This window comes from Micromonospora sp. NPDC057141 (assembly GCF_042670805.1).
Classification (GTDB): Bacteria; Actinomycetota; Actinomycetes; order Mycobacteriales; family Micromonosporaceae; genus Micromonospora.
In genome coordinates this window covers 22,963-41,430 of the sequence record NZ_JBHUVA010000062.1, presented here as the reverse complement: position 1 = coordinate 41,430, position 18,468 = coordinate 22,963, and the positions used below count along the sequence as shown (strand labels likewise).

Annotated in this window: 20 protein-coding genes; 16 read left to right on the top strand and 4 right to left on the bottom strand. The window is 69.7% G+C overall.

Features of this window, described 5'->3' with window-relative positions; all coding sequences use genetic code 11:
- The first annotated feature begins 133 nt into the window (after nucleotides 1-133).
- From ACFT41_RS24670 to ACFT41_RS24605, 14 genes are all read left to right on the top strand, one after another.
- Nucleotides 134-1,495, top strand: a complete 1,362-nt coding sequence (locus tag ACFT41_RS24670) for a hypothetical protein (RefSeq protein WP_377587457.1) — start codon at nucleotides 134-136, stop codon at nucleotides 1,493-1,495.
- A 62-nt stretch (nucleotides 1,496-1,557) separates the two neighbouring features.
- Nucleotides 1,558-3,090 (top strand): type IV secretory system conjugative DNA transfer family protein, encoded by a 1,533-nt coding sequence (locus ACFT41_RS24665; protein WP_377587456.1) that lies wholly within the window; start codon nucleotides 1,558-1,560, stop codon nucleotides 3,088-3,090.
- Nucleotides 3,091-3,152: 62 nt separating this feature from the next.
- Complete coding sequence (locus ACFT41_RS24660; RefSeq protein WP_377587455.1) at nucleotides 3,153-3,968, top strand: replication-relaxation family protein; 816 nt, start codon at nucleotides 3,153-3,155, stop codon at nucleotides 3,966-3,968.
- Nucleotides 3,956-5,008 (top strand): M23 family metallopeptidase, encoded by a 1,053-nt coding sequence (locus tag ACFT41_RS24655; RefSeq protein WP_377587454.1) that lies wholly within the window; start codon nucleotides 3,956-3,958, stop codon nucleotides 5,006-5,008. The genes ACFT41_RS24660 and ACFT41_RS24655 overlap by 13 nt, the downstream gene beginning before the upstream one ends.
- 432 nt (nucleotides 5,009-5,440) lie before the next feature.
- Nucleotides 5,441-6,544, top strand: a complete 1,104-nt coding sequence (locus ACFT41_RS24650; RefSeq protein ID WP_377587453.1) for a MarR family transcriptional regulator — start codon at nucleotides 5,441-5,443, stop codon at nucleotides 6,542-6,544.
- An 84-nt stretch (nucleotides 6,545-6,628) separates the two neighbouring features.
- Nucleotides 6,629-7,261 carry a hypothetical protein gene (locus tag ACFT41_RS24645; protein WP_377587452.1) on the top strand — a complete coding sequence of 211 codons (633 nt, stop codon included), beginning with the start codon at nucleotides 6,629-6,631 and terminating at the stop codon, nucleotides 7,259-7,261.
- Nucleotides 7,258-7,830: a hypothetical protein gene (locus tag ACFT41_RS24640; RefSeq protein ID WP_377587451.1), complete on the top strand. Its 573-nt coding sequence runs from the start codon at nucleotides 7,258-7,260 to the stop codon at nucleotides 7,828-7,830. The genes ACFT41_RS24645 and ACFT41_RS24640 overlap by 4 nt, the downstream gene beginning before the upstream one ends.
- Before the next feature lie 169 nt (nucleotides 7,831-7,999).
- The gene (locus ACFT41_RS24635; protein WP_377587450.1) at nucleotides 8,000-8,986 is read left to right on the top strand and encodes a DUF932 domain-containing protein; all 987 of its coding nucleotides are present in this window, start codon (nucleotides 8,000-8,002) and stop codon (nucleotides 8,984-8,986) included.
- A 1-nt stretch (nucleotide 8,987) separates the two neighbouring features.
- The gene (locus ACFT41_RS24630; RefSeq protein WP_377587449.1) at nucleotides 8,988-9,611 is read left to right on the top strand and encodes a hypothetical protein; all 624 of its coding nucleotides are present in this window, start codon (nucleotides 8,988-8,990) and stop codon (nucleotides 9,609-9,611) included.
- Nucleotides 9,612-9,704: 93 nt separating this feature from the next.
- Nucleotides 9,705-10,172, top strand: coding sequence for a hypothetical protein (locus ACFT41_RS24625; protein WP_377587448.1), 468 nt, complete (start codon nucleotides 9,705-9,707; stop codon nucleotides 10,170-10,172).
- A 66-nt stretch (nucleotides 10,173-10,238) separates the two neighbouring features.
- On the top strand, nucleotides 10,239-10,658 hold the full coding sequence (locus tag ACFT41_RS24620) for a hypothetical protein (RefSeq protein ID WP_377587447.1): 420 nt from the start codon (nucleotides 10,239-10,241) through the stop codon (nucleotides 10,656-10,658).
- Nucleotides 10,658-11,323, top strand: coding sequence for a hypothetical protein (locus tag ACFT41_RS24615; protein ID WP_377587446.1), 666 nt, complete (start codon nucleotides 10,658-10,660; stop codon nucleotides 11,321-11,323). Before ACFT41_RS24620 ends, ACFT41_RS24615 begins: the two co-directional genes overlap by 1 nt.
- A complete protein-coding gene (locus tag ACFT41_RS24610) occupies nucleotides 11,320-11,715 on the top strand; it encodes a hypothetical protein (protein WP_377587445.1) in 396 nt (131 codons plus the stop codon). Before ACFT41_RS24615 ends, ACFT41_RS24610 begins: the two co-directional genes overlap by 4 nt.
- Nucleotides 11,716-11,924: 209 nt before the next feature.
- On the top strand, nucleotides 11,925-12,569 hold the full coding sequence (locus tag ACFT41_RS24605; protein WP_377587462.1) for a hypothetical protein: 645 nt from the start codon (nucleotides 11,925-11,927) through the stop codon (nucleotides 12,567-12,569).
- 62 nt (nucleotides 12,570-12,631) lie between these two features.
- Here the strand turns inward: ACFT41_RS24605 and ACFT41_RS24600 are convergent, their stop codons facing one another.
- The gene (locus ACFT41_RS24600; RefSeq protein ID WP_377587444.1) at nucleotides 12,632-12,799 is read right to left on the bottom strand and encodes a hypothetical protein; all 168 of its coding nucleotides are present in this window, start codon (nucleotides 12,797-12,799) and stop codon (nucleotides 12,632-12,634) included.
- A 251-nt stretch (nucleotides 12,800-13,050) separates the two neighbouring features.
- Here ACFT41_RS24600 and ACFT41_RS24595 point away from each other — a divergent pair, with 251 nt between their 5' ends.
- Entirely contained in the window at nucleotides 13,051-13,620 is a 570-nt protein-coding gene (locus ACFT41_RS24595) for a transposase (protein WP_377587443.1), read from the top strand.
- Here the strand turns inward: ACFT41_RS24595 and ACFT41_RS24590 are convergent.
- Nucleotides 13,564-15,288, bottom strand: a complete 1,725-nt coding sequence (locus ACFT41_RS24590) for an IS1182 family transposase (RefSeq protein WP_377587461.1) — start codon at nucleotides 15,286-15,288, stop codon at nucleotides 13,564-13,566. The two genes, ACFT41_RS24595 and ACFT41_RS24590, sit on opposite strands and share 57 nt — an antisense overlap.
- On the opposite strand from ACFT41_RS24590, the gene ACFT41_RS24585 reads away from it, so the two are divergent.
- The gene (locus ACFT41_RS24585; RefSeq protein WP_377587442.1) at nucleotides 15,173-16,312 is read left to right on the top strand and encodes an IS1380 family transposase; all 1,140 of its coding nucleotides are present in this window, start codon (nucleotides 15,173-15,175) and stop codon (nucleotides 16,310-16,312) included. The genes ACFT41_RS24590 and ACFT41_RS24585 overlap by 116 nt on opposite strands.
- 123 nt (nucleotides 16,313-16,435) lie before the next feature.
- Here ACFT41_RS24585 and ACFT41_RS24580 read toward each other — a convergent pair whose 3' ends face one another.
- Complete coding sequence (locus tag ACFT41_RS24580; RefSeq protein WP_377587441.1) at nucleotides 16,436-17,746, bottom strand: hypothetical protein; 1,311 nt, start codon at nucleotides 17,744-17,746, stop codon at nucleotides 16,436-16,438.
- Nucleotides 17,747-18,086: 340 nt separating this feature from the next.
- Nucleotides 18,087-18,467: a DUF6907 domain-containing protein gene (locus ACFT41_RS24575; protein ID WP_377587440.1), complete on the bottom strand. Its 381-nt coding sequence runs from the start codon at nucleotides 18,465-18,467 to the stop codon at nucleotides 18,087-18,089.
- Between the last annotated feature and the right edge of the window lies 1 nt (nucleotide 18,468).

The window sequence follows — 18,468 nt, the reverse complement described above, 5'->3', positions numbered from 1 at the left end:
CACGGCCGGGTCGGCGCGGGTGGCCTTCCACAGCCACGCCTCACCCGCCGAGCACGAGTTGATCGTCACTGGCCCGGTCACCGGCCGCCGCTGACCCGCCCTGGTCTCCCTCCCACCACCGATCGGAGTTTCGATGGTTATCTCCTTCACGCTGTCCGCATCCCCGCCGCCATCTCCTGCGACCCCCGCCGGGTGCGTGCCCGGCCAGGCCGGCGTGCCCGACTCGGTGGTGGGCGAGCTGCTGTGCGGTTCCTGGGGCGCCGACGCCACCAACGTCCTGTGGCCGCTCGTCCGCGACCGATGGCCGTTGCTCCTCGCCGCCCTGGCGGCGCTCGTCGCCGTGCGGGTCGGATGGATGCGGTGGCGGCGGCGCGTCTGGCGACGGCACGCCGCCGCAGCGCGGTGGCTGCAGATCATCCCGCCCGTGACCGCCACGCCGGCCGCGACGATCGGCCTGTGGCGACTGCTCGCCACCCTGCTGCCCGCGCCGCGCCGGTGGGCGCTGTGCCCGGCCCGGCTCGTGTGGGAGGTCGCCGCCGACCCCGACGGGATGCGTTGCGGGCTGTGGCTGCCACCGGGGGTCAACCCGACCGCCGTGGTGCGGCTGCTGCAACGCGGCTGGCCCGGCGTCCGTGCCGAACAGACCCGCCCACCGATCGTGCCCACCACCAGGGCCGTTGCCGCCCTCGCGGTCTGGCCCACCCAGCCGGAATGGCTACCCCTGGTCGAAGACACCACGCCTACCCACCGCCGAGGCATGGACGCGAGTGCCCCCGAAGAGGACCGGCTCCGGGGGGTCTACGGCGGGCTGGCCTCGGCCGGGCGCACCGGGGGCGCGATCCTGCAAGTCCACCTCGGCCGAGCACCCGCCCATCGCCTACGGCTGCTCCGCCGCGCGATGACCAACCCACAACGCGCCCGCCGCCCCCGAGGAACCGTCCGCGCCGCCGGGATGCTCGCCGATGGACTACGAGCGCTGATCCTCGGCGTCCTGGACGTTGTCACCCCCGGCCCGTCGAGCCCGAGGCGGCACACCAGTCCAACCGACCCGTACACCGCTGAACTGGCCCGGCAGGCGCGGGCGAAGTACGCCGACGCCCCCCACCTGCTCGTCGCCGTCCACACCGTCGCCGCCGGCCCCACGAAGGCCGCTGCCATCGCGGCGGCGGCTGATGTCAGCTCCGGGTTCGGACTGCTGTCGGCCCACTTCACCCGCCGCCGGCTCCGTTCCGGCGCGCTCGCGGCGGCCGACCGGTGGGTGTCCGAGGCCCGGATGAGCCTCGTCTCCGTCGCGGAAGCCGCCGCGCTCGCCGGGCTGCCCGCCGAACCGGCCGCCTACGGCCTCCCCGGTGCGGCGTCACGGCGTCGGCCTGCCACCCGCGAGATCTTCCGCGCCGTCCCGGCCCCGCGCCACCGGCCGCTCGCCGACCCACCAGCCCCGATGCGGCGGCGCGACGAACACGACGACCCACCGACCATCTGGAGCCCGGCATGAGCCGCACCTACACCAAACCCGTACCGGACAGGAGCGCTACCAATAGGCGCAGGCTCAATCTGGTGCCACTCGACCAGCGGCACGGCCTAGGCGGCAAAGTCATCGGCGTCGCTAACGCCGGCCCCGCGATGCGGGTCGGCATCTCCCTGACCGACTGCCGGTACCACATCCACGCGCTCGGACCGACCGGCACGGGCAAGACGACCCTGCTGATGCGCATGATCCTCGACGACGTCGAAGCCGGGCGCGGCGTGGCGGCGTTCGACCCGGCCAAGGGCGACCTCATCCGAGACCTCCTGGCCCGGCTGCCCAAATCCTGCGGTGACCGGCTCGTCCTGATCGACCCGGACGAGCGGGCCGCGCCACCGGCGATCAACCTGCTCGACCCGGCCGTTCACGGCGGCAGCGCACACGACGTGGCCGCGAACCTCACAGCGGTGATGGCGAAGGTGTGGTCACGCTGGTGGGGCCACCGCACCGCCGACATCTGCTACCACGGCCTGCTAACCCTCGCCCACGTCGAAGGCGCCACCCTCGCCCAGCTACCGCGGCTGCTGTCCGACTCGAAGTGGAGAACCGCACGGGTCAACGCTGCCACCAGCAAGCTGAACGCGTGGGAGGGCAACACCCTCGGCGAGTTCTGGGAAGGGTTCAACGAACTGCCCGCCACGCAGCGCTCCGGCCTCGTGGCCCCGCTGCTGTCCCGGCTACGTCTCGTGTTGGCGCATCCGATGGCGGCGTCGTTGTTCGGGGTGCCTGCTACCACGTTCTCCTTCGCCGACATCCTCGATGGCGGCATCATGCTCGCGCGGCTACCCAAGGGTGTCATCGGCGAGGACGGAACCCGCTTGGTCGGCTCGTTGCTGCTGGCCGGGTTGTGGCAGGCCACTACCGCCCGCGCCCGCATCCCCGAGGACGAGCGTCCCGACGCGATGATCGTGCTGGACGAGTGCCACAACTTCCTGCACCTGCCCATCGGGATCGATGACGCCCTCGCTGAGGCCCGCGGCTTGCACACCTCGTTCGTCCTCGCGCACCAGTACCTCGGGCAGTTGTCCGGGGACATGGTGGAGGCGATCGACGCCAACGCGCGCAACAAGGTGTACTTCGCCCTCGCGCCCCGCGACGCCATCGACCAGGCCCGGCACCTGCGGCCGTACCTCGATGACGGGGACCTGATCCGACTCGGCGGCTACGAGGTCGTCCTCCGTCCGGTCGCCGGTGGCCGGGTCGTGCCACCGGTCACCGCCGACACCGAGCCCCCACCACCGGCCGTGCCAGGCCGAGCCGGCGAGCTGCGCCACGCGGCCCGCGACCACACCGGCCTCGCCATCAAGGAACGTCACCGGTTGCTCGGCGAGACCGCAACCGCTGCCCCCAAAGCTGAACCCTCGGCACCCGTAGAGGACACGGCGGTGGACCTGGTGGGTCGCAACACCTTCGCTGTTCAGGGCGAGGGTTCTAACGAGAGGTCTAACGAGCGATCCAACGAGGAACGCAACGACCACGAACAGCCGGGTGAACACACCCCCTTGAACACGCCCTACGCGCACGTGGACGGGGGTGAGGAGGACCGGTGGACCGGAACCAACTGATAAGAGATATCCCTCCTACCCGCACATCTGCCACCGGCAGTCTCCGCCTCACGGCGTCCGTCGTGGCCGCCGAACTCGGCCGACTCACCCCCCGAGACCGACTCCTGCTCGACCTGCTCGACCAACACCGAACCTTCACCACCGACCAACTCGTCGACCTCGCCTTCGGCTCCGTCGGTCGTGCCCGCAACCGCCTCAACACCCTGCATGATCGAGACATCCTCGACCGGTTCCGCCACTACCAGCGGCCCGGCTCGCAAGCGTGGAGGTGGACCCTCGGCCCGGTCGGCGCGGCCCTGATCGCGGCCGGACGAGGCGAGACGCTGCCCCGTCCGGCCGTTGTACGTGACGCCACCGCCCGACTCGCCATGTCCCCGAGACTGGCGCACCTGCTCACGATGAACGGGTTCTTCGTCGCGCTCACGGCTCACGCCCGCACGCACCCCGGGGCGCGGTTGGTGCGGTGGTGGAACGAGGCACGCTGCCGTGAGGCGTGCGGCAACCTGGTACGCCCGGACGGACACGGCGTGTGGGCCGACAACGGCCCGGCGGTGCCGTTCTGGATCGAGGCCGACCTCGGCACCGAAACCCTTTCTCGGGTGGTGGGCAAGCTGACCGGCTACGCCGCACTACCGCCCCGCCGCGCGTATCCGGTGCTGTTCTGGCTACCCACCACCGCCCGTGAGACCAACCTGCACGCCCACCTACGCCGCGTCGGGGTGCCGGACGGGGTGACCGTGGCCACCGCCGCCGCCGACCACGCCGCCGCGTCCGGCGGCCCGGCGGGGCCGGTGTGGCGCATCGTGGGGCACCCCGACCGGGTACGTCTGGCCGACCTGCCCGCACCGACCGAGGACGGCGCGGCGTGGGACGGGTAGCCCTATGGGTCGCGGCCGGGGCCGCTGTGGCGCTGCTGCTGCTCACCTCGGCCACGGCCGGTGTCGTCTCGTCCGTGTTCGGCGGGGGCGGGGGCGGGGGTAGCTGCGTCGGGGCGGTCACCGCGCCGGGTGCGACTCCGGCGGGGTTGTCGGCTGAGCAGGCCCGTAACGCCTCGGTGGTCGTGACCGTGGGTGAGCGGTTACGGGTACCGGTGCGCGGGTGGGTGATCGCGGTTGCCACCGCGCTCCAGGAATCCTCGTTGATCAACCACGGGCACCTCGGTCCGAACAACGATCATGACTCGTTGGGGCTGTTCCAACAGCGACCGTCGCAAGGATGGGGCACCCCGGAACAGATCATGAACCCCGAATACGCCGCCGGGATGCTCTACGAGGCGTTGCTGCGGGTGCCTGGGTGGGAACGGCTACCGCTCACCGAGGCCGCACAGAAGGTGCAACGGTCCGCCTATCCGGACGCCTATGCCAAACACGAGACACGGGCAACCGAGATCGTCGCCGCGTACACCGGCGGAACGCTGCCCGTGTGCGACGGTGCGCCGATCAGTGCCTCCGGGTGGACCCGCTCCGTGGCGGGCGCGGCCGGCTCCGGCTTCCGCACCAGCGACCGGCCCGGCCACGACGGGGTCGACATCATGGCCCCGAAAGGCACCGTCATCCGTGCCGCGTCCGGCGGCGTCGTGGTGCGCGTCCGGTGCAACATCGGGGGCAACTCGTGGGAACCCACCGGCGGGCCGATGCCGTGCGACAGCGACGGCTACCCGGGCCTCGGCGGGTGCGGCTGGTATACGGAGATCCGCCACGCGGGCGACATCGTTTCGCGGTACTGCCACATGGTGCGACAGCCGATGGTGCGGACCGGGCAGACCGTGATAGCGGGGCAGCCTATCGGCCAGGTCGGGAGTTCCGGGAACTCGTCCGGTCCACATTTGCACTACGAGATCCACGAAGGCTATCCCGCCGCCGAGAACAACGCCGTTGACCCCGTTCCTTTCATGCGCCAAAAGGGCGTGGTCCTGTAGATTCGTGAAGTGATTTTTCGCACAATTCAAGAAGGCCCCCGTGGGTTGCCGTGAGCGCCGCGCGTCCGGTCCGCCGGGCGCGCGGCGTAGTCGTTTCAACCCGAAAACCGCGACCCCGTAAGACGGTGTGAGCGGCCCCCGTATCGCCGACCCTATGCGGCACCAGGGAGCCGCACCGAACGTGCCGCAGCGTCGGGCATGGGGCCGTCAAATGGCGTTTCGGGCTGCGGTAGCGGTTCCTGAATCGAGGACGGAAGCGGCGCGGGGCGGTCCCCGTAAAGAGTCTTGCGCGACGGGGTTGACAATCGTCGCGTGCAGAGGGTCCATGGACGTGGGCAACAAAAACCGCCCCGGCGGAACCGCAAAACAATGCGCACCACGCGCACGCGGAATCGCTATTGCCGACCCCTATTGCGCGGAGGTTTATTCGCCATGTCCACCAACGCCAACACTGCCCCGACCGCCACCGCCACCGCCACCGCCACCGCCACCGTCGCCCGGACCCTCGCCAACCACCCCGACGGCATCACCGTCCGTGACCTCGCCGCCGAGGCCGGGGTGGGACAGTCCACGGCCTCCAAGGCCCTCGCCGCGATGGAGGCCGACGGCACCGCCACCCGCACCCCCGGCCCGACCAACGGCAACCGCAAGAGCGCCGACGTCTGGCACCCCGCCACCACCGACGAGCCGACCCCGGCCGACGACACCACCGACGCGGCCCCGGACGCGACCGGCGAGGCGACCCCCGCCGACGACGCGAACGGGGGCGGCGGGGCGGACGAGTCCGCCCTCCCGGAGGCCCCCGTGTCCGGTGCGCCGGTGTCGGGGGTGCCGGTCGCCCCGCGTCAGCCTGACCTGAAGGTGTTGATCATGGCCGGTGTGTTGGGTGGGCACCCGGACGGCATCACGGCAGACGCGGCGATCAACGAGAGCGGCCTGTCGGTGGCGATGGGTGACACGATCCTCGCCGCGATGGAGGTTGCCGGTGCTGCCCGTCGCCTGCCGGTCACCGAGGATGGTGACGAGCTGTGGGTGATCGGGGACGGTGACCTCGCCACGGTGGACCCGGCCAACGCGCCGACGCACTCCACGTGCCCGACGTGCGGGCACACCCGCAAGATCCGCCGCCCCTCGGCCCGCCGCGCCACCGGCACCGGACGCGCCACGGGTGAGATCAACAGCGACGGGTCGGCCAAGTTGGGCAAGAACGAGTTGCGTAACCGGGTCGAGGCGTTCATGCGTGACCTCGGCCCCGGCCACGATGTCACCCCCGGCACCGTCGCCCGTGAGATCGGCGGACGTAGCCCCGGTGCGGTCCGCAACGGCATGGAAAAGCTGACCGGGTTCGGGGTGCTGATCCTGACCCGTGAGGCCCCGGAAACCTACGCCCTCGCCGACAACCCGCCCGCCCCGACCGCCGAGGTCCGCGCGTTCATGGCCGCGTCGCAGACCGACACCGCCCCGCCCGCCGGTGACGAGACCAGCACCGACGAGGCCGGCACCGACGAGACCACCGCCGCGCCGGTAGCGGCCTGACCTACCGCCCCGCCGGGGCCGGGCACCCATGCCCGGCCCCGGCACCCGCACGCCCACCCACCAGCCCCACGGAAGGAACAGACCATGACCACCCCCCACAAACACCCCCACGGCCCAACGGCCGCGCCGGGGTCGCTGCGCTGCCCCGAATGCGGCGAATCGGCCCGGCCCGTGCCGCCGCGTCGCTGGCCCCTCGACGGGTTCGCCTCACGCCCGGCCACGTCCCACCACGACGGCACCCCGCTATGCCCGGTGCCCGGCCCGCACGGCTCACAACCGGCGGACCCGATCAGCGCTCCGGCACGCCTGACCATGTGGCAGGCCGTACGGCAATCGTGGCTCATCCATCCTGACTGGACCGTCGCCGATCACCTCGCGTGGCTCGATGGCGAGGGCTACGACACCGGCACCCTGACCGGCGACCCGACCGAGGTGGTCGGCCGGTGGCTGACCGAACACCGCCGCACCGCCCCGGTGCCCCGGCCCGCCGATGACCCCCGCGTCTACATGGTTGCCGGGGGCGACATGGTGGCCGTGTTCGACTCGGCGGAAGAGGCCGACATCATGGCCGTGACGATGACCGCCGCGAACCTCGAACCGGTCACCCTGCCCCTGACCGAGGCGCAATGGGAACAGGCACACGCCGTACTGCGGTCACAGCTACCGCACGTCACCGTGACCGACGCCCGGTCCACCCGCGCGGACGGTGCCTCGTGACCGGCTCATCGGCCACCGGCCCGGCCGCCAACCGGCCCGACATCCCGCCCTCGCTGGCCGCGCGTCCTCACGACGCGCGGCGCGGCCTACCCATCCCGCCGGTCAACATCCACCCGGACTCCACGGGCGGCGGGTCGCACGTGGACTTCACCACGATCAACACCACCGTCTCGACCCGCCTCGCGGTCGAACGACGATGCTCGCTGTGCGGTGAGCCCATGGGCTACTGGGTGGCGTTCCTCGGCGGCCCGAGGGCCGCCGAGCTGATGCGCTACGCCGACCCGCCGGGGCACCCCGAGTGCATGACCGCCGCCCTGTCACTCTGCCCACACATCGCGCTCGGTCGGCACCGCCGCGCCCGTGCCGACCGGCCCGGGGCGGGCATCATCCCGCCAGGGTCGCACGGCGACAAACCCGACCGGTACCTGTTGGGCATCACCCGCGCCTACCAGACCCGGTTCATCCCCGAACACGGGTTCACCGTGTACCTACCGGCCCCGTTCAAAACCGTCCGCGTGTACCTGTACGGGACGGACGGGCGGCTACACCCGGCCACCGACACCCGATAGGCCACGCCGCGCGGCGGGCGTCAGATTCGCCACAGAAACCTTCATCGACTCGAACCGATCATCTTGATCGGCGGATAGAGGCAGGAAACATTGTTAGTGACGGCGCGGCCGGGGTGGCAACCCCCGGCCCGCCGCCCGCCCGAAATTACAAGCTGGAAGGGGTGCCACGATGGCACACGAACTCGAAACTCTCGCCAACGGGCAGACGGCCTTCGCCTCCGCGCGGTTGACCGCCTGGCACCAACTCGGCACCGTCACCGACGCCTGCATGACCGCGCAGGAGGTCATGAGCAAGGCGTGGCTCGGCGGGTGGGAGGTCCGCAAGATCGCCCTTCAGGGCATCGAGGTGACCGAGCGGGGGGTGACGAAGGTCGACTGCCCCGACAAGTACATGACCGTTCGCACCAACCCGGCCACCGGCGAGACCGAGTATCTCGGGGTGGTCGGTGAGGACTACAGCGTGGTGCAGAACGAGCAGGTCGCCGAGACCCTCAACCTCCTGGTCGACGCCTCCGGCGCGCACTTCGAGACCGCCGGCTCGATGCGTAAGGGCCGGTCGGTGTTCGTCACCATGAAGCTGCCGACGGCGATGCGCATTGCCGGGGTGGATGACATGGACCTGTACCTCGCGGCCACCACCTCCCACGATGGCACCGCCGCGCTTCGCCTGGACGCGACGCCGGTGCGGATCGTGTGCGCGAACACGCAGGCCCTCGCTTACCAGCGGTCGCGTAGCTCGTACACGTTTCGGCACACCTCGAACGTGACCAGCAAGATTTCTGAGGCGCGGCAGGCCCTCGGGCTGATGTGGAAGGCGTTCGACGCCTTCGAGGCCGAGGCCGAGAAGATGATCAACGAGTCGTTGACCATGGGTGAGTTCGAGAAGATCGTCGCGCAGGTGTGGCCCCTCGCCGACGACGCCTCCGACACGGCGCGCAACAACGCGAAGCAGCGCACGAACACGTTGCGGTACTTGATCCGGGACGCGGACACGCAGAAGGCGATCAAGGGCACCCGGTGGGCCGGCTACCAGGCCATCACCGAGTACATCGACCACTTCGCCCCCGCCAAGACCGACCTCGTCCGGGCGAGCCGGGCGCTGACCGGTGCCGGTGCTGACCTGAAGGCCCGCGCGTTCGAGCTGCTGGCGGTCTGAGATGCGCTGGCCATGGTTCCGACGCCAGAAGAAGAGGAACAAGCCCGGCCCCGCCACCGGGGCGCACAGCGCCACCGGCACAGCGAAAGTCCGCACCGAGCCGGTCGTCGCGCCACCACCCGCCTCGGTGCCCACCGACTCGGCCGTGATCGCGCTGGCCAACGAGGTGTGCGCCCAGTTCGCGCGGGCTGAGGTCGCCCGCGCGCTGGCCGAACACTCCACCAGCCACGCTGAACACGCCACCCTGACCGAACGCGCCGCCCGATTCGACGCACTCGTCGACGAGCGTTGGCGGGAACTGGTCACGGCGATCCGCGCGGGACTGCCCCGCGCGGCGCAGGTCGAGCGGTTCATGCCGGTCCGGCCGCTGACCAACGGCCACGTCGAGCTGCACGTGCACGACACCTCGGACCGCCGCCTCGTCGTCCTGCTCACCGGCGCGCAGGCCCTCGCCGTGGGCGCGCACCTGACCGCCAACGGGGCGATCAGCCTCGACCGAATCGGTCAGAAGCTCGAACCCGGCCTGCCGCACGTGAAGGCCGCACCCCCGTTCGCCCCTACCGGGGTCACCGGTCGGCAGGCCACCCCGGACGGTGCCGCCGGCCCGCCGGTCGCCCGTTCCTGACCATCGCCCGGTACGCCGCGCGGCCACCGATCCGACCCGGGACCGCGCGGCACACCGGGCGACGCCCCCCTCTGACTCACACGGAGTATCCGCATGAACCCAGAACGACTGTTCGACCTCGCCGCCGAGTTCGCCCAGGCAACCGGCAACGCCGAACGATTCCACGCCCGCGCGGCCTCCTGCGCCGGAGACGACCACACGGCGCACACGAAGAAGGCGTCGGACTGGCAGGCAATCGCCGCTCGCCGACGCGAGCACCTGCGCGCCGCACTGCGGGAGGCACTACGCGGGACCATGACCGCCGTACCGGACACCGACCTTCCCGTAGCCACCTGGCAACGAGGCCGCGTCGAGGTCCGCGCCACCACCCTCGACGGCACCCGCGCCGTCCGCGTGCGGTACACCCCGGCCCAGGCCCTCGCCGCCGGAGCCGCACTCATCGCCTGCGCCGCCATCACCGACGAGCAGACCGGCGGCACCCTCACCAGCATCCTCCCCGCCTTCCCACCCCACCCGGCCACCGGCGACGAGCCGGCCAGCGACGAAGGGCGGCAGGCATGACGAACCGGACGCCCTCCTCGAAGAACTCCATCCGCTGACTTTGCCCACACTGTGAACGGAGTACCGATGTACTGGTCTATGGAGTGTGGCGACACGGCCCGGGTGGTCACACCGGCCGACGCCATCGAGCAGCGCCTGGGCACCGTCACCGACGTTGTCTACTCCACCCCGCACACCACCTACGCCCTGCGCTACACCCTGCGGTTCCCCACCGGGACCGAGCGCACCTACCCGGCCGATGACGTGGTGTCGTGCACCCGCGCCGACGACCGCGCCGCCTTGGAGGCCGCGTTCACGAAGGCTGGGGTGGCTCTCCGCGATGCCTGCCGCATCGCGCACGACTACGACGCTGAATTCAGCACCGGAACGGCGAGCCTGCTGCGGCGGCTGATCGACCTCGCGAGCCTGCGCCTCGAACTGACCATCGACCTCGCCGACCCCACCCGGCCGCAGACCACCCGCCCTCAGGACGGAGGCGACCAGTAATGCCATCGCGCTCCCCGCACCCCGAGGAATCCGCCCGACTCCCCGAGGCGGCAACGCTCAACGCGAGCACGGCGCCCGTTCCGGAGTCGCTCTACTGCCGCCGCTGCCGCCGAGCCCTCAACATCCGCTACAACAACCTGGGCATCGTCGTGGAGTACCTGCACGCGGCCGAGCAGCGCGGCCAACGCAGCGACCACCGCCCCGAGCCCGCACCCATCACGGAGGTCCTCGACCCGATCATCGAGTGCGACTTCTGCTCCGCACCCGACGCCGCCTGGATCTATCGGTGCGCCAACCAGATCACCGACGCCCGCCGAGTCACCGCACAGGTCATCGCCGTAGGCGACTACCAGTCTCAGCACCACGCGGCACGGGTACGCCGCACCGACACCGAGCACGCCTTCACCCAGGCGTGGGGCGAAGGCTGGTCCGCGTGCGACGGTTGCGCCCACCTCATTGAGAGCCGTGACCTGTATGGGCTGATCGGCCGGGTGGTCGAGTCCCTGCCCCCGAAGCTCACCCGAGGCAAACACCTCATGCGCACCCGAGGACAGCTCCACGAACGGTACTCCGACGTGTTCGACACCCTCGCCCCCGGACGAGGCCGCATCGCGCCGGGTCACCCACTCGGCATCTGGACCCACCCGACGGGAGAGGCACCATGACCGACACCACGGGGCGGCACGGATGGCCCGCCCTCACGCACGCGAAGGCCCGCCGCCGAATGGGGCCGGTGTGTGGCGCAGCCGACGTGCCGCTGAGCCATGTCACCGAGGACCCGCACCTCGTGACCTGTCCCGACTGCGAAGGGCTGGCCGAGATCGACGCGCTCCCGGACGACGCGACAGCAGGTGACCCCCGCGTCATCGAGCTGCTGCGGGAGGCGAAGGGCGGCGCGTGCCGCAAGATCGACGGGGTGCTGGTGGACGCGACCACCGCCGCCGCGATCCTGACCGTGTACGACGCGCTCAAACCCGCCACCCGCGCGAAACTGGCCGCGCTCCGCATCGACCGCATGGCGCAGGTGGCCTGGAAAGTGCTGCGCCCACCGAAGTAACCGGAGTGGGTCGGTGGCCGGCGGGCACATCCGAGGGTGCGTGCAACCCCGACCGGCCACCTCGCCCACTCCGGGCCGCCCACGGATACAAGACCGCTTCTACCCGAGTCAGGGCGTGCCGCCGATCCTACGGCGAGCCATACCCGCTCGATGCCACCGCACCGGCAGCGACCCGGCACCGGAGGGAGGATAAGGGCGTGGCACGACGCATGATCGGCGCACGGATCGCCCTCGACCGCGCCGGAGTCGCCGCGCACACTGGCGCGGCATACTCCACGGTCAACCACTGGCACCGCCACCGCGCCCGGTTCAACTTCCCCGAAGGCTTCCAGCACGACGGCCGCGAGTGGTTCTGGCTCGACGACATCGAGGCATTCCACGCCGCGCACCAGGCCGCGAAACGCGCCGAGCTGACGAAGGTCGACCGCCGCGGCGACTCCGACGACCTCATCGGCTCGGGCGCGGCAGCGAGGGTCCTCGGCTACGGCTCGTACCGCAACCTGCCCGACACCCTGTACCACCACCCCGACCGAGTCGAGACGCTGCCGGACGGGCGGGTGCGCCGACTGTGGTTCCGGCGCACCGTGTGGGCCGTCGCCGACGCCCGGACGGGCCGGCAGTCCACCGGCCGCACCCCCGGCACGACCGGTGCCCGCAAGCCGCACCCGTACGCCGACGATCCTCGGCTTCCCGCCGCCATCGCGCTCCTCACCGAGGCGGACCGCGCTGGGCGTGACCGGCGCGGCCTCGGCGTCGCGCTCGCTCAGCAACTCGGCATCACCGAGCGCACGGCGCAGCGACTGCTTGCCGCCGCGAACGCGGCAAGCGGTACCACTTCCGGGCAAACGGCCTGAGTACGACAGGTGCCGCCGAGTCGGGTCAGCCCGGCCTCGGCGGCACCTGTCGTACGAGCGGTTCAGCCTTCGTCGTCGTCCTCAACGGCAGCCCGAGGCGTCGGAACCTCGATCAAGTAGCGCAGCGCACCGTTGATGTCGGTGTCTCGGCTGTCGGCGGTGCGCTTCAGCACGTCGTACACGTCGTCAGCGACCTCGATCGTACGGAGGCCGGGCGTTGTGTCGGTCATCTGTGATCCCTTCTGGCAGCGTTCGGCGTGGTGCCCGTTCGGGCAGCCGTGCCTATCCACGCTGACCTCGACGGCGCGATCAAGACCGCCGCTGATGCCAGGTTGGGACTACGACTAACCTCGGTCTTTCACGGCTGTTGTGATCTTGAGGGTTGGGAAGGGTCTGCAGAGACAGCGAAGTGCCTGCCACGTAAGGAAAACTGACCGGTGTCGAGTCGTTCAGAGTTCCACGCGCGGAAGGCACTTCGTAGGTGCAGAGTACCGATTGGTCCAGAGGGTTGTCCGTCGAGGTCGGCGGTCGTGGTGTGGTGTCGCACGCCGGGTTGGTGTTGCTACGTGTCCTCGCTGACAGGACCGGCTTGACTGGGGCGTTGTCGCAGGCGGTGGCACGGCGGGGGTTCACGCCGGGCAGGGACCGGGGTCGTGTCCTGACCGATCTCGCGGTGATGATCGCTGACGGTGGTGAAGCGATCGCCGACATCGACGTGGTCCGGCATCAAGCGGACGTGTTCGGACAGGTCGCCTCGCCAGCGACGTGCTGGCGGGCCCTGGCCGAGGTCGACAACGTACGGGTGCGGCGGATCGCCCGGGCGCGGGCGAAGGTGCGGGCCCGGGTGTGGTCGTTGTTCGACCGGTTGCCGGCCGCCCGGGCCGCGGGTCGGGACGTCGGGGCCGGGGTGGTGGTCCTGGACGTCGACGCGACCCTGCTGGTAGCGCACAGTGAGAAGGAAGGCGCGGACAAGGACTCTGCTGCCGAATTCGGTTCAGGCGGCGAGGGCGTGGTCGAGGCGTTGGAGGTTGCTGGTGCGGGCTGTTGGTAGGGGGTGTTCGGTCCACCAGGTGTGAAGCCGGACGAGGTTGACGGCGATCGCGGAGAACACGTGTTGGAGGCGGGTTTTCGGCAGGCCGCGGTAGCGGGCGTGGCGGATGCCGGTGATGTCGAGGGTTTGGTTGATGGTGCCTTCGACGCCGGCACGCAGCTTGTACTTGTCGTGCCAGCTGTCGGTGTTCTGCCGGGTACGGGCTGCGGTGAGGGCGTGGTGCAGGTCGCGGGGGTAGAAGGTGAGTTGCCGGCCGCCGCGTTTCGCGGTGGTGCACTGGGTGCGTGCCGGGCATGGGCTGCAGGTGGCGCCGGCGAACTTGATCACGATGACCTCGATGCCGCGTTGGCTTGCGGGGCTCCAGTTGGTGTTGGTCTGTCCTTGGGGGCAGGTGACCTGCCGGGTGTCGAAGTCGATGCTGAAGTGGGCCTTGTCGTAGCCGGTGCCGGCGCGGGCCTGAGCGGACTGGTCGAGCAGGGCCGGGGTGACCATGGTGATGCCGAACGTCTGTGCCGCGGTGGCGATGGTGTCGGCCGAGGGATATCCGGAGTCGAGGTAGTGCTCGCCGGGCAGTAGCCCGCGTTGGGACAGTTGCTGGTGGATGCTGGTGGTGGCTTTCACGTCGGGGACGGTGGCCGGCGTGGTGGCCACGTTGACGATCAGGTTCGGCGCCGGACGGGGCTCGGGTTCACCGTCGTGGTCGCTGGCGATGTCGGATTCGCTGTCGTGGTCGCAGGTCTCGGTCAGGTGGACCTTGTAGCCGTTCCAGAACAGGTCATCGCCTTTGGCGGCCCACCGGGTGTCGGGGTCGTATGGCGAGGTGGTCCGGTGTCTGGCGGGCGGGAGACCGTCCGTGTCCGCCTCTCGCCGCCGGATCACCTCCCGCCCCCTGCTGTCGGTGGTGATCAGATAGTTCTGCACCAGCACGATCCGCAGCGTCCGCACCGCGGGCAGCTCGGCCAGCCATGCCGGAGCCTCGGCGGCGAACACCGCGCGCAGCAGCACGACGGCGTCGGCGCCGTAGACCTGGGCGAGCCGGTCTCGCTTGGCCTGCGAGCCGGGCAACCGCCACGAATCGATACGCGGCCCGTACCGGTGCGCCCATTCGGCCACGTCGATCACGGTGGCGAGCCAGGACGGCGCGGTCACCGACAGGGCTTCCAGACAGGCCCGCACCGACTCGCCGGCCAGTTCCAGGCGGTTGAGGTCACGGACCGCGCTGATCACATGGGTGGAATCGGTGCGCTGTTTCCCACGTGCACCGATCAGGCCCTCACCGGCCAGCGCGGTCAGCATCCGGGTGAAGACCTGTTCTTCCAGGCCATGCTCGACCAGCCGGGTACGGAACTTGGACAGCACGCTGGCGTCGAAGCCGGGATCGGTCAGCTCCAGACCGAGCGCGTACTTCCAGTCGATGGCCCGGGCGACCATCTGCGCGGCCTGCCGATCGGTCAGGTTCTCCGTGAACTGCAGGGCGGTCACCAGGGCAAGGGCTCCCGGTGACTCGGCCGGGGCGCCGCGGACCCCGAACGCGGCCGTGAACTGCTCGTCGTTGAACACCACGCCCAGACGGTCACGGACGGACATCGCCACGCTGCCGTTCGGGAACGCCGCGCGGGCCACCACCACCGTCTGCTCCGGAATCCGAACCCACGACCGCGGCTGCATCGACACCCGTACACCCCATCCCGCAGCCGCCGACGGAAGGAAACACGGCCACGAACAAGAATCATCACCTCGCAACCGGCCACACAAAACGATCCCGACGGCGTGTCACGAATTCGGCAGCAGAGTCGACAAGACCTACAAACGCACCTTCGGGTTCCATCCCCTCCTCGTCACCTGCGACAACACCGGGGAGATGCTGGCCATCCAGCTTCGGCCGGGCAACGCCGGAGCGAACACCGCCGCCGACCACCTGCACGTACTGGGCGAGGCGTTCACGCAGGTCCCAGCCGCCCACCGGCGGCATCTGCTGGTGCGGGCCGACTCTGCCGGCGCCACCCACGCCGTGCTCGACTGGCTCACCGCCCAGAACGCGAAGCGGGGCCGCACGGTCGAGTACTCGATCGGCTGGTCCATCGGCGAGCCGGAACGCCAGGCGATCACCAAGGTCCCCGCCTCGGCCTGGACACCGGCGATCAACGCCGACGGTGGTGTCCGCGATGGCGCGCACGTCACAGAGTTGACCGGCCTACTCACCCTGACCGGCTGGCCGTCCGGGATGCGGGTCATCGTCCGCCGGGAACGGCCACACCCCGGCGCGCAACTGACGCTGTTCGAGGAACGCGACGGCTGGCGTTACACCGCGTTCGTCACCAACACCCGCGCTGGTGCCCTGCAGTGGCTGGAGGCCCGCCACCGCGCTCACGCCCGCGTGGAGGACCGGATCCGCTGCGCCAAGGACACCGGCCTTCGCCGGCTGCCCTCCCGCGAGTTCCCGATCAACCAGGCCTGGTGCATCCTCGCCGCGATCGCCGCCGACCTGATCGCCTGGCTGCAGATCCTCACCCTGACCGGCGACCTGGCCCGCTGCGAACCCAAGACGCTGCGCTACCGCCTGCTACACACCGCCGCGCGTCTGGTCCACGGCCAACGCCGCCGACGGCTACGCATCCCCACGACCTGGCCCTGGGCCGACCAGATCACCGCCGCGTTCACCCGGATCGCGGCCATCCCCGACCCCGGCTGACACCACAGCCGCTGCCCCACCGACCGGAGGAACCCAGGAGACCACGCCCACCGCCGCGACAGACGGCCCTTCACCATGCCCACCCACCGTCAGCATCGACCTACAACGATGGAGCCGGGCGGGTCACACCAACACGTCAACCCCGCGAACGATCGAGGTTAGTTCAAGCTGAAGCGTACGGGTCAAGGGCAGCACAGGCCGGTATGCGATGGGCACGCGTGTCATCAGCGGAGCGCTGTCCGACGGCAGACGCAGGAGACCAATCGGGAAGTTGGTGTAGGCGTAAATCATTGACGCGCGACTGATGGCCGTAAGGACACCGGGAGTCCAGGATACGTTGGCTGCTTGGTTGAGCCTCTCAAGCATCCGCCACACCTTGGTGCCGTTCACAGTCCCCTCGAAATGCCGTTCGAGCTCGGCGAGTTGAGTGAATGCCTCCTGTGGAACCTCGGGCAAGGGAATCCCGATGCCACCTCGGCCGATCGCTCTCCGGGTGACGACGAGTTCGATAGCAGCTCGTTCTGTCAGGGAATCCGGCCTCGTCCCGATCTCCAGTGACCACTTGTCCTCAGGATCAAGGGAGGGTATTCGCCGCACCCGCGACCGTGTGGCCGGGGTTAGCGCCATACGTGAGTAGCTAGCGGGGACGCCCGGCATCGACACTGTGACGACGGGCGAGAATCGCTTAATCTGCTCAGAAAATGTCTCGTCCCACCGGGCAATGGCTTCCTCTTGTGTTGCGCCCGCTTGATCGAGTGCGTTTGTCGTCGCGTTGCCCAAGAGAAGGCGGATGGCGTCCTTTACGAGTGGGTCGATCTCAGATTCGCTTCCGATTTCGGCCCACGGCCTATCAATGTATTGTCTTGCTAGCCAGCGCATCGGCAGGGCTGCCGGCGCGAGATCGAGACGTCCGGGCAGACTCGGTTCACGTCCGAGGTAAGGCTGGTCGGACAGGTGATGCCGATGAATCTGGCGCCAATGTTCGTGAAGAGATTCGTCGGACAGCCGTGAGAAACCAATTGCGGCCAACGCAAACCCAAGGCTTTTAGAGATGGGCGCGACGTGATCGAGTCGATCATCCGGACAGATCACCAGCATCGGATGCGCTGTCGTTGCTAGATTACGGATCAGCTTCTCGGTAAAAAACTTCGTCGGCATGAGGAGAATGTCATGCGAGAGATCGAGGCGCTGCAACGCGGTGATGGCATTCGCCGGCAAATCGAGCATCTGAGTAAGATCGTTCGGCAGGTGAAGACAGTACCAGAGCGCAGGCAACGCAGCCGCAACGGCTCGGTCGAGGTGGTGGGGGACGGTGCCTGGCTCATCTTCACCGAACGGTTCCGATCGCACAGGCTGATCCGAATCATCCTCTTCTGAGTCAAACAGGACGACGTAAAGCGGTCGTTGTGCCCAACCTGCCGAGTTCTTTTCCACGACTCAATTATCCTCTCTGCCGCGTCGCTGGTGGTATTCGGCCGGGCCGCCTTCGAGAAGCTGCTCAGCGACCACCTGCAAGGTGCTCGGCCCGCTCTTCGCCATACCTGCCGCGCCACAACCTTGCCTACTCGCGGTGATGGGGCAGAGACCAAGCCGGCGCTGTCAGGTCTCGAAGATTGGCACCGATCGAAAGATTTCGTGTAGACCCCCCATCACGGTTACTGCATCGGCAGAGTCGCAGGTCAAGGGATCGGCTGGGCTTAGGTCGGCTGGTGGGCCTTGCAGCCGCACCTAGCCTTGCGCTCGGAACACGTGCCGCCGTTCGCGTTTGCTTCTGCTACTGCAGGGCGTTACCCCGAAGGGCTGCGTCGGCGGCACGGAGCAGGGCGGCGGCGAGGCTACGAGCGTGCTCGGGGTTGAGACTTAGTTGTAGGCCGTCCTCGGTCGGGACGCTGAACTCGACGTAGGGGCGTTCCAGGTGAGCTGGATCGGTGCCGATCCAGCTCGGGGTCTTGTCCCAGTAGGCGACCCGTACGTGTGCCTCAACCAAGAGACATTCCTGGTCGTAGACGTGCACGGCGTCGGCCGCGCCTCGGTGTAGGAGTGCTCGGGGTGAGAAGGGGTCGGCGTCGTCGTGGCGGCAGTCGATGCACCAGGGCGGGCAGTGTTGCGGGTGGGGTGGGCGGGCGGCGCTGGCCGCGCGGGCAGGCTCGGCCACG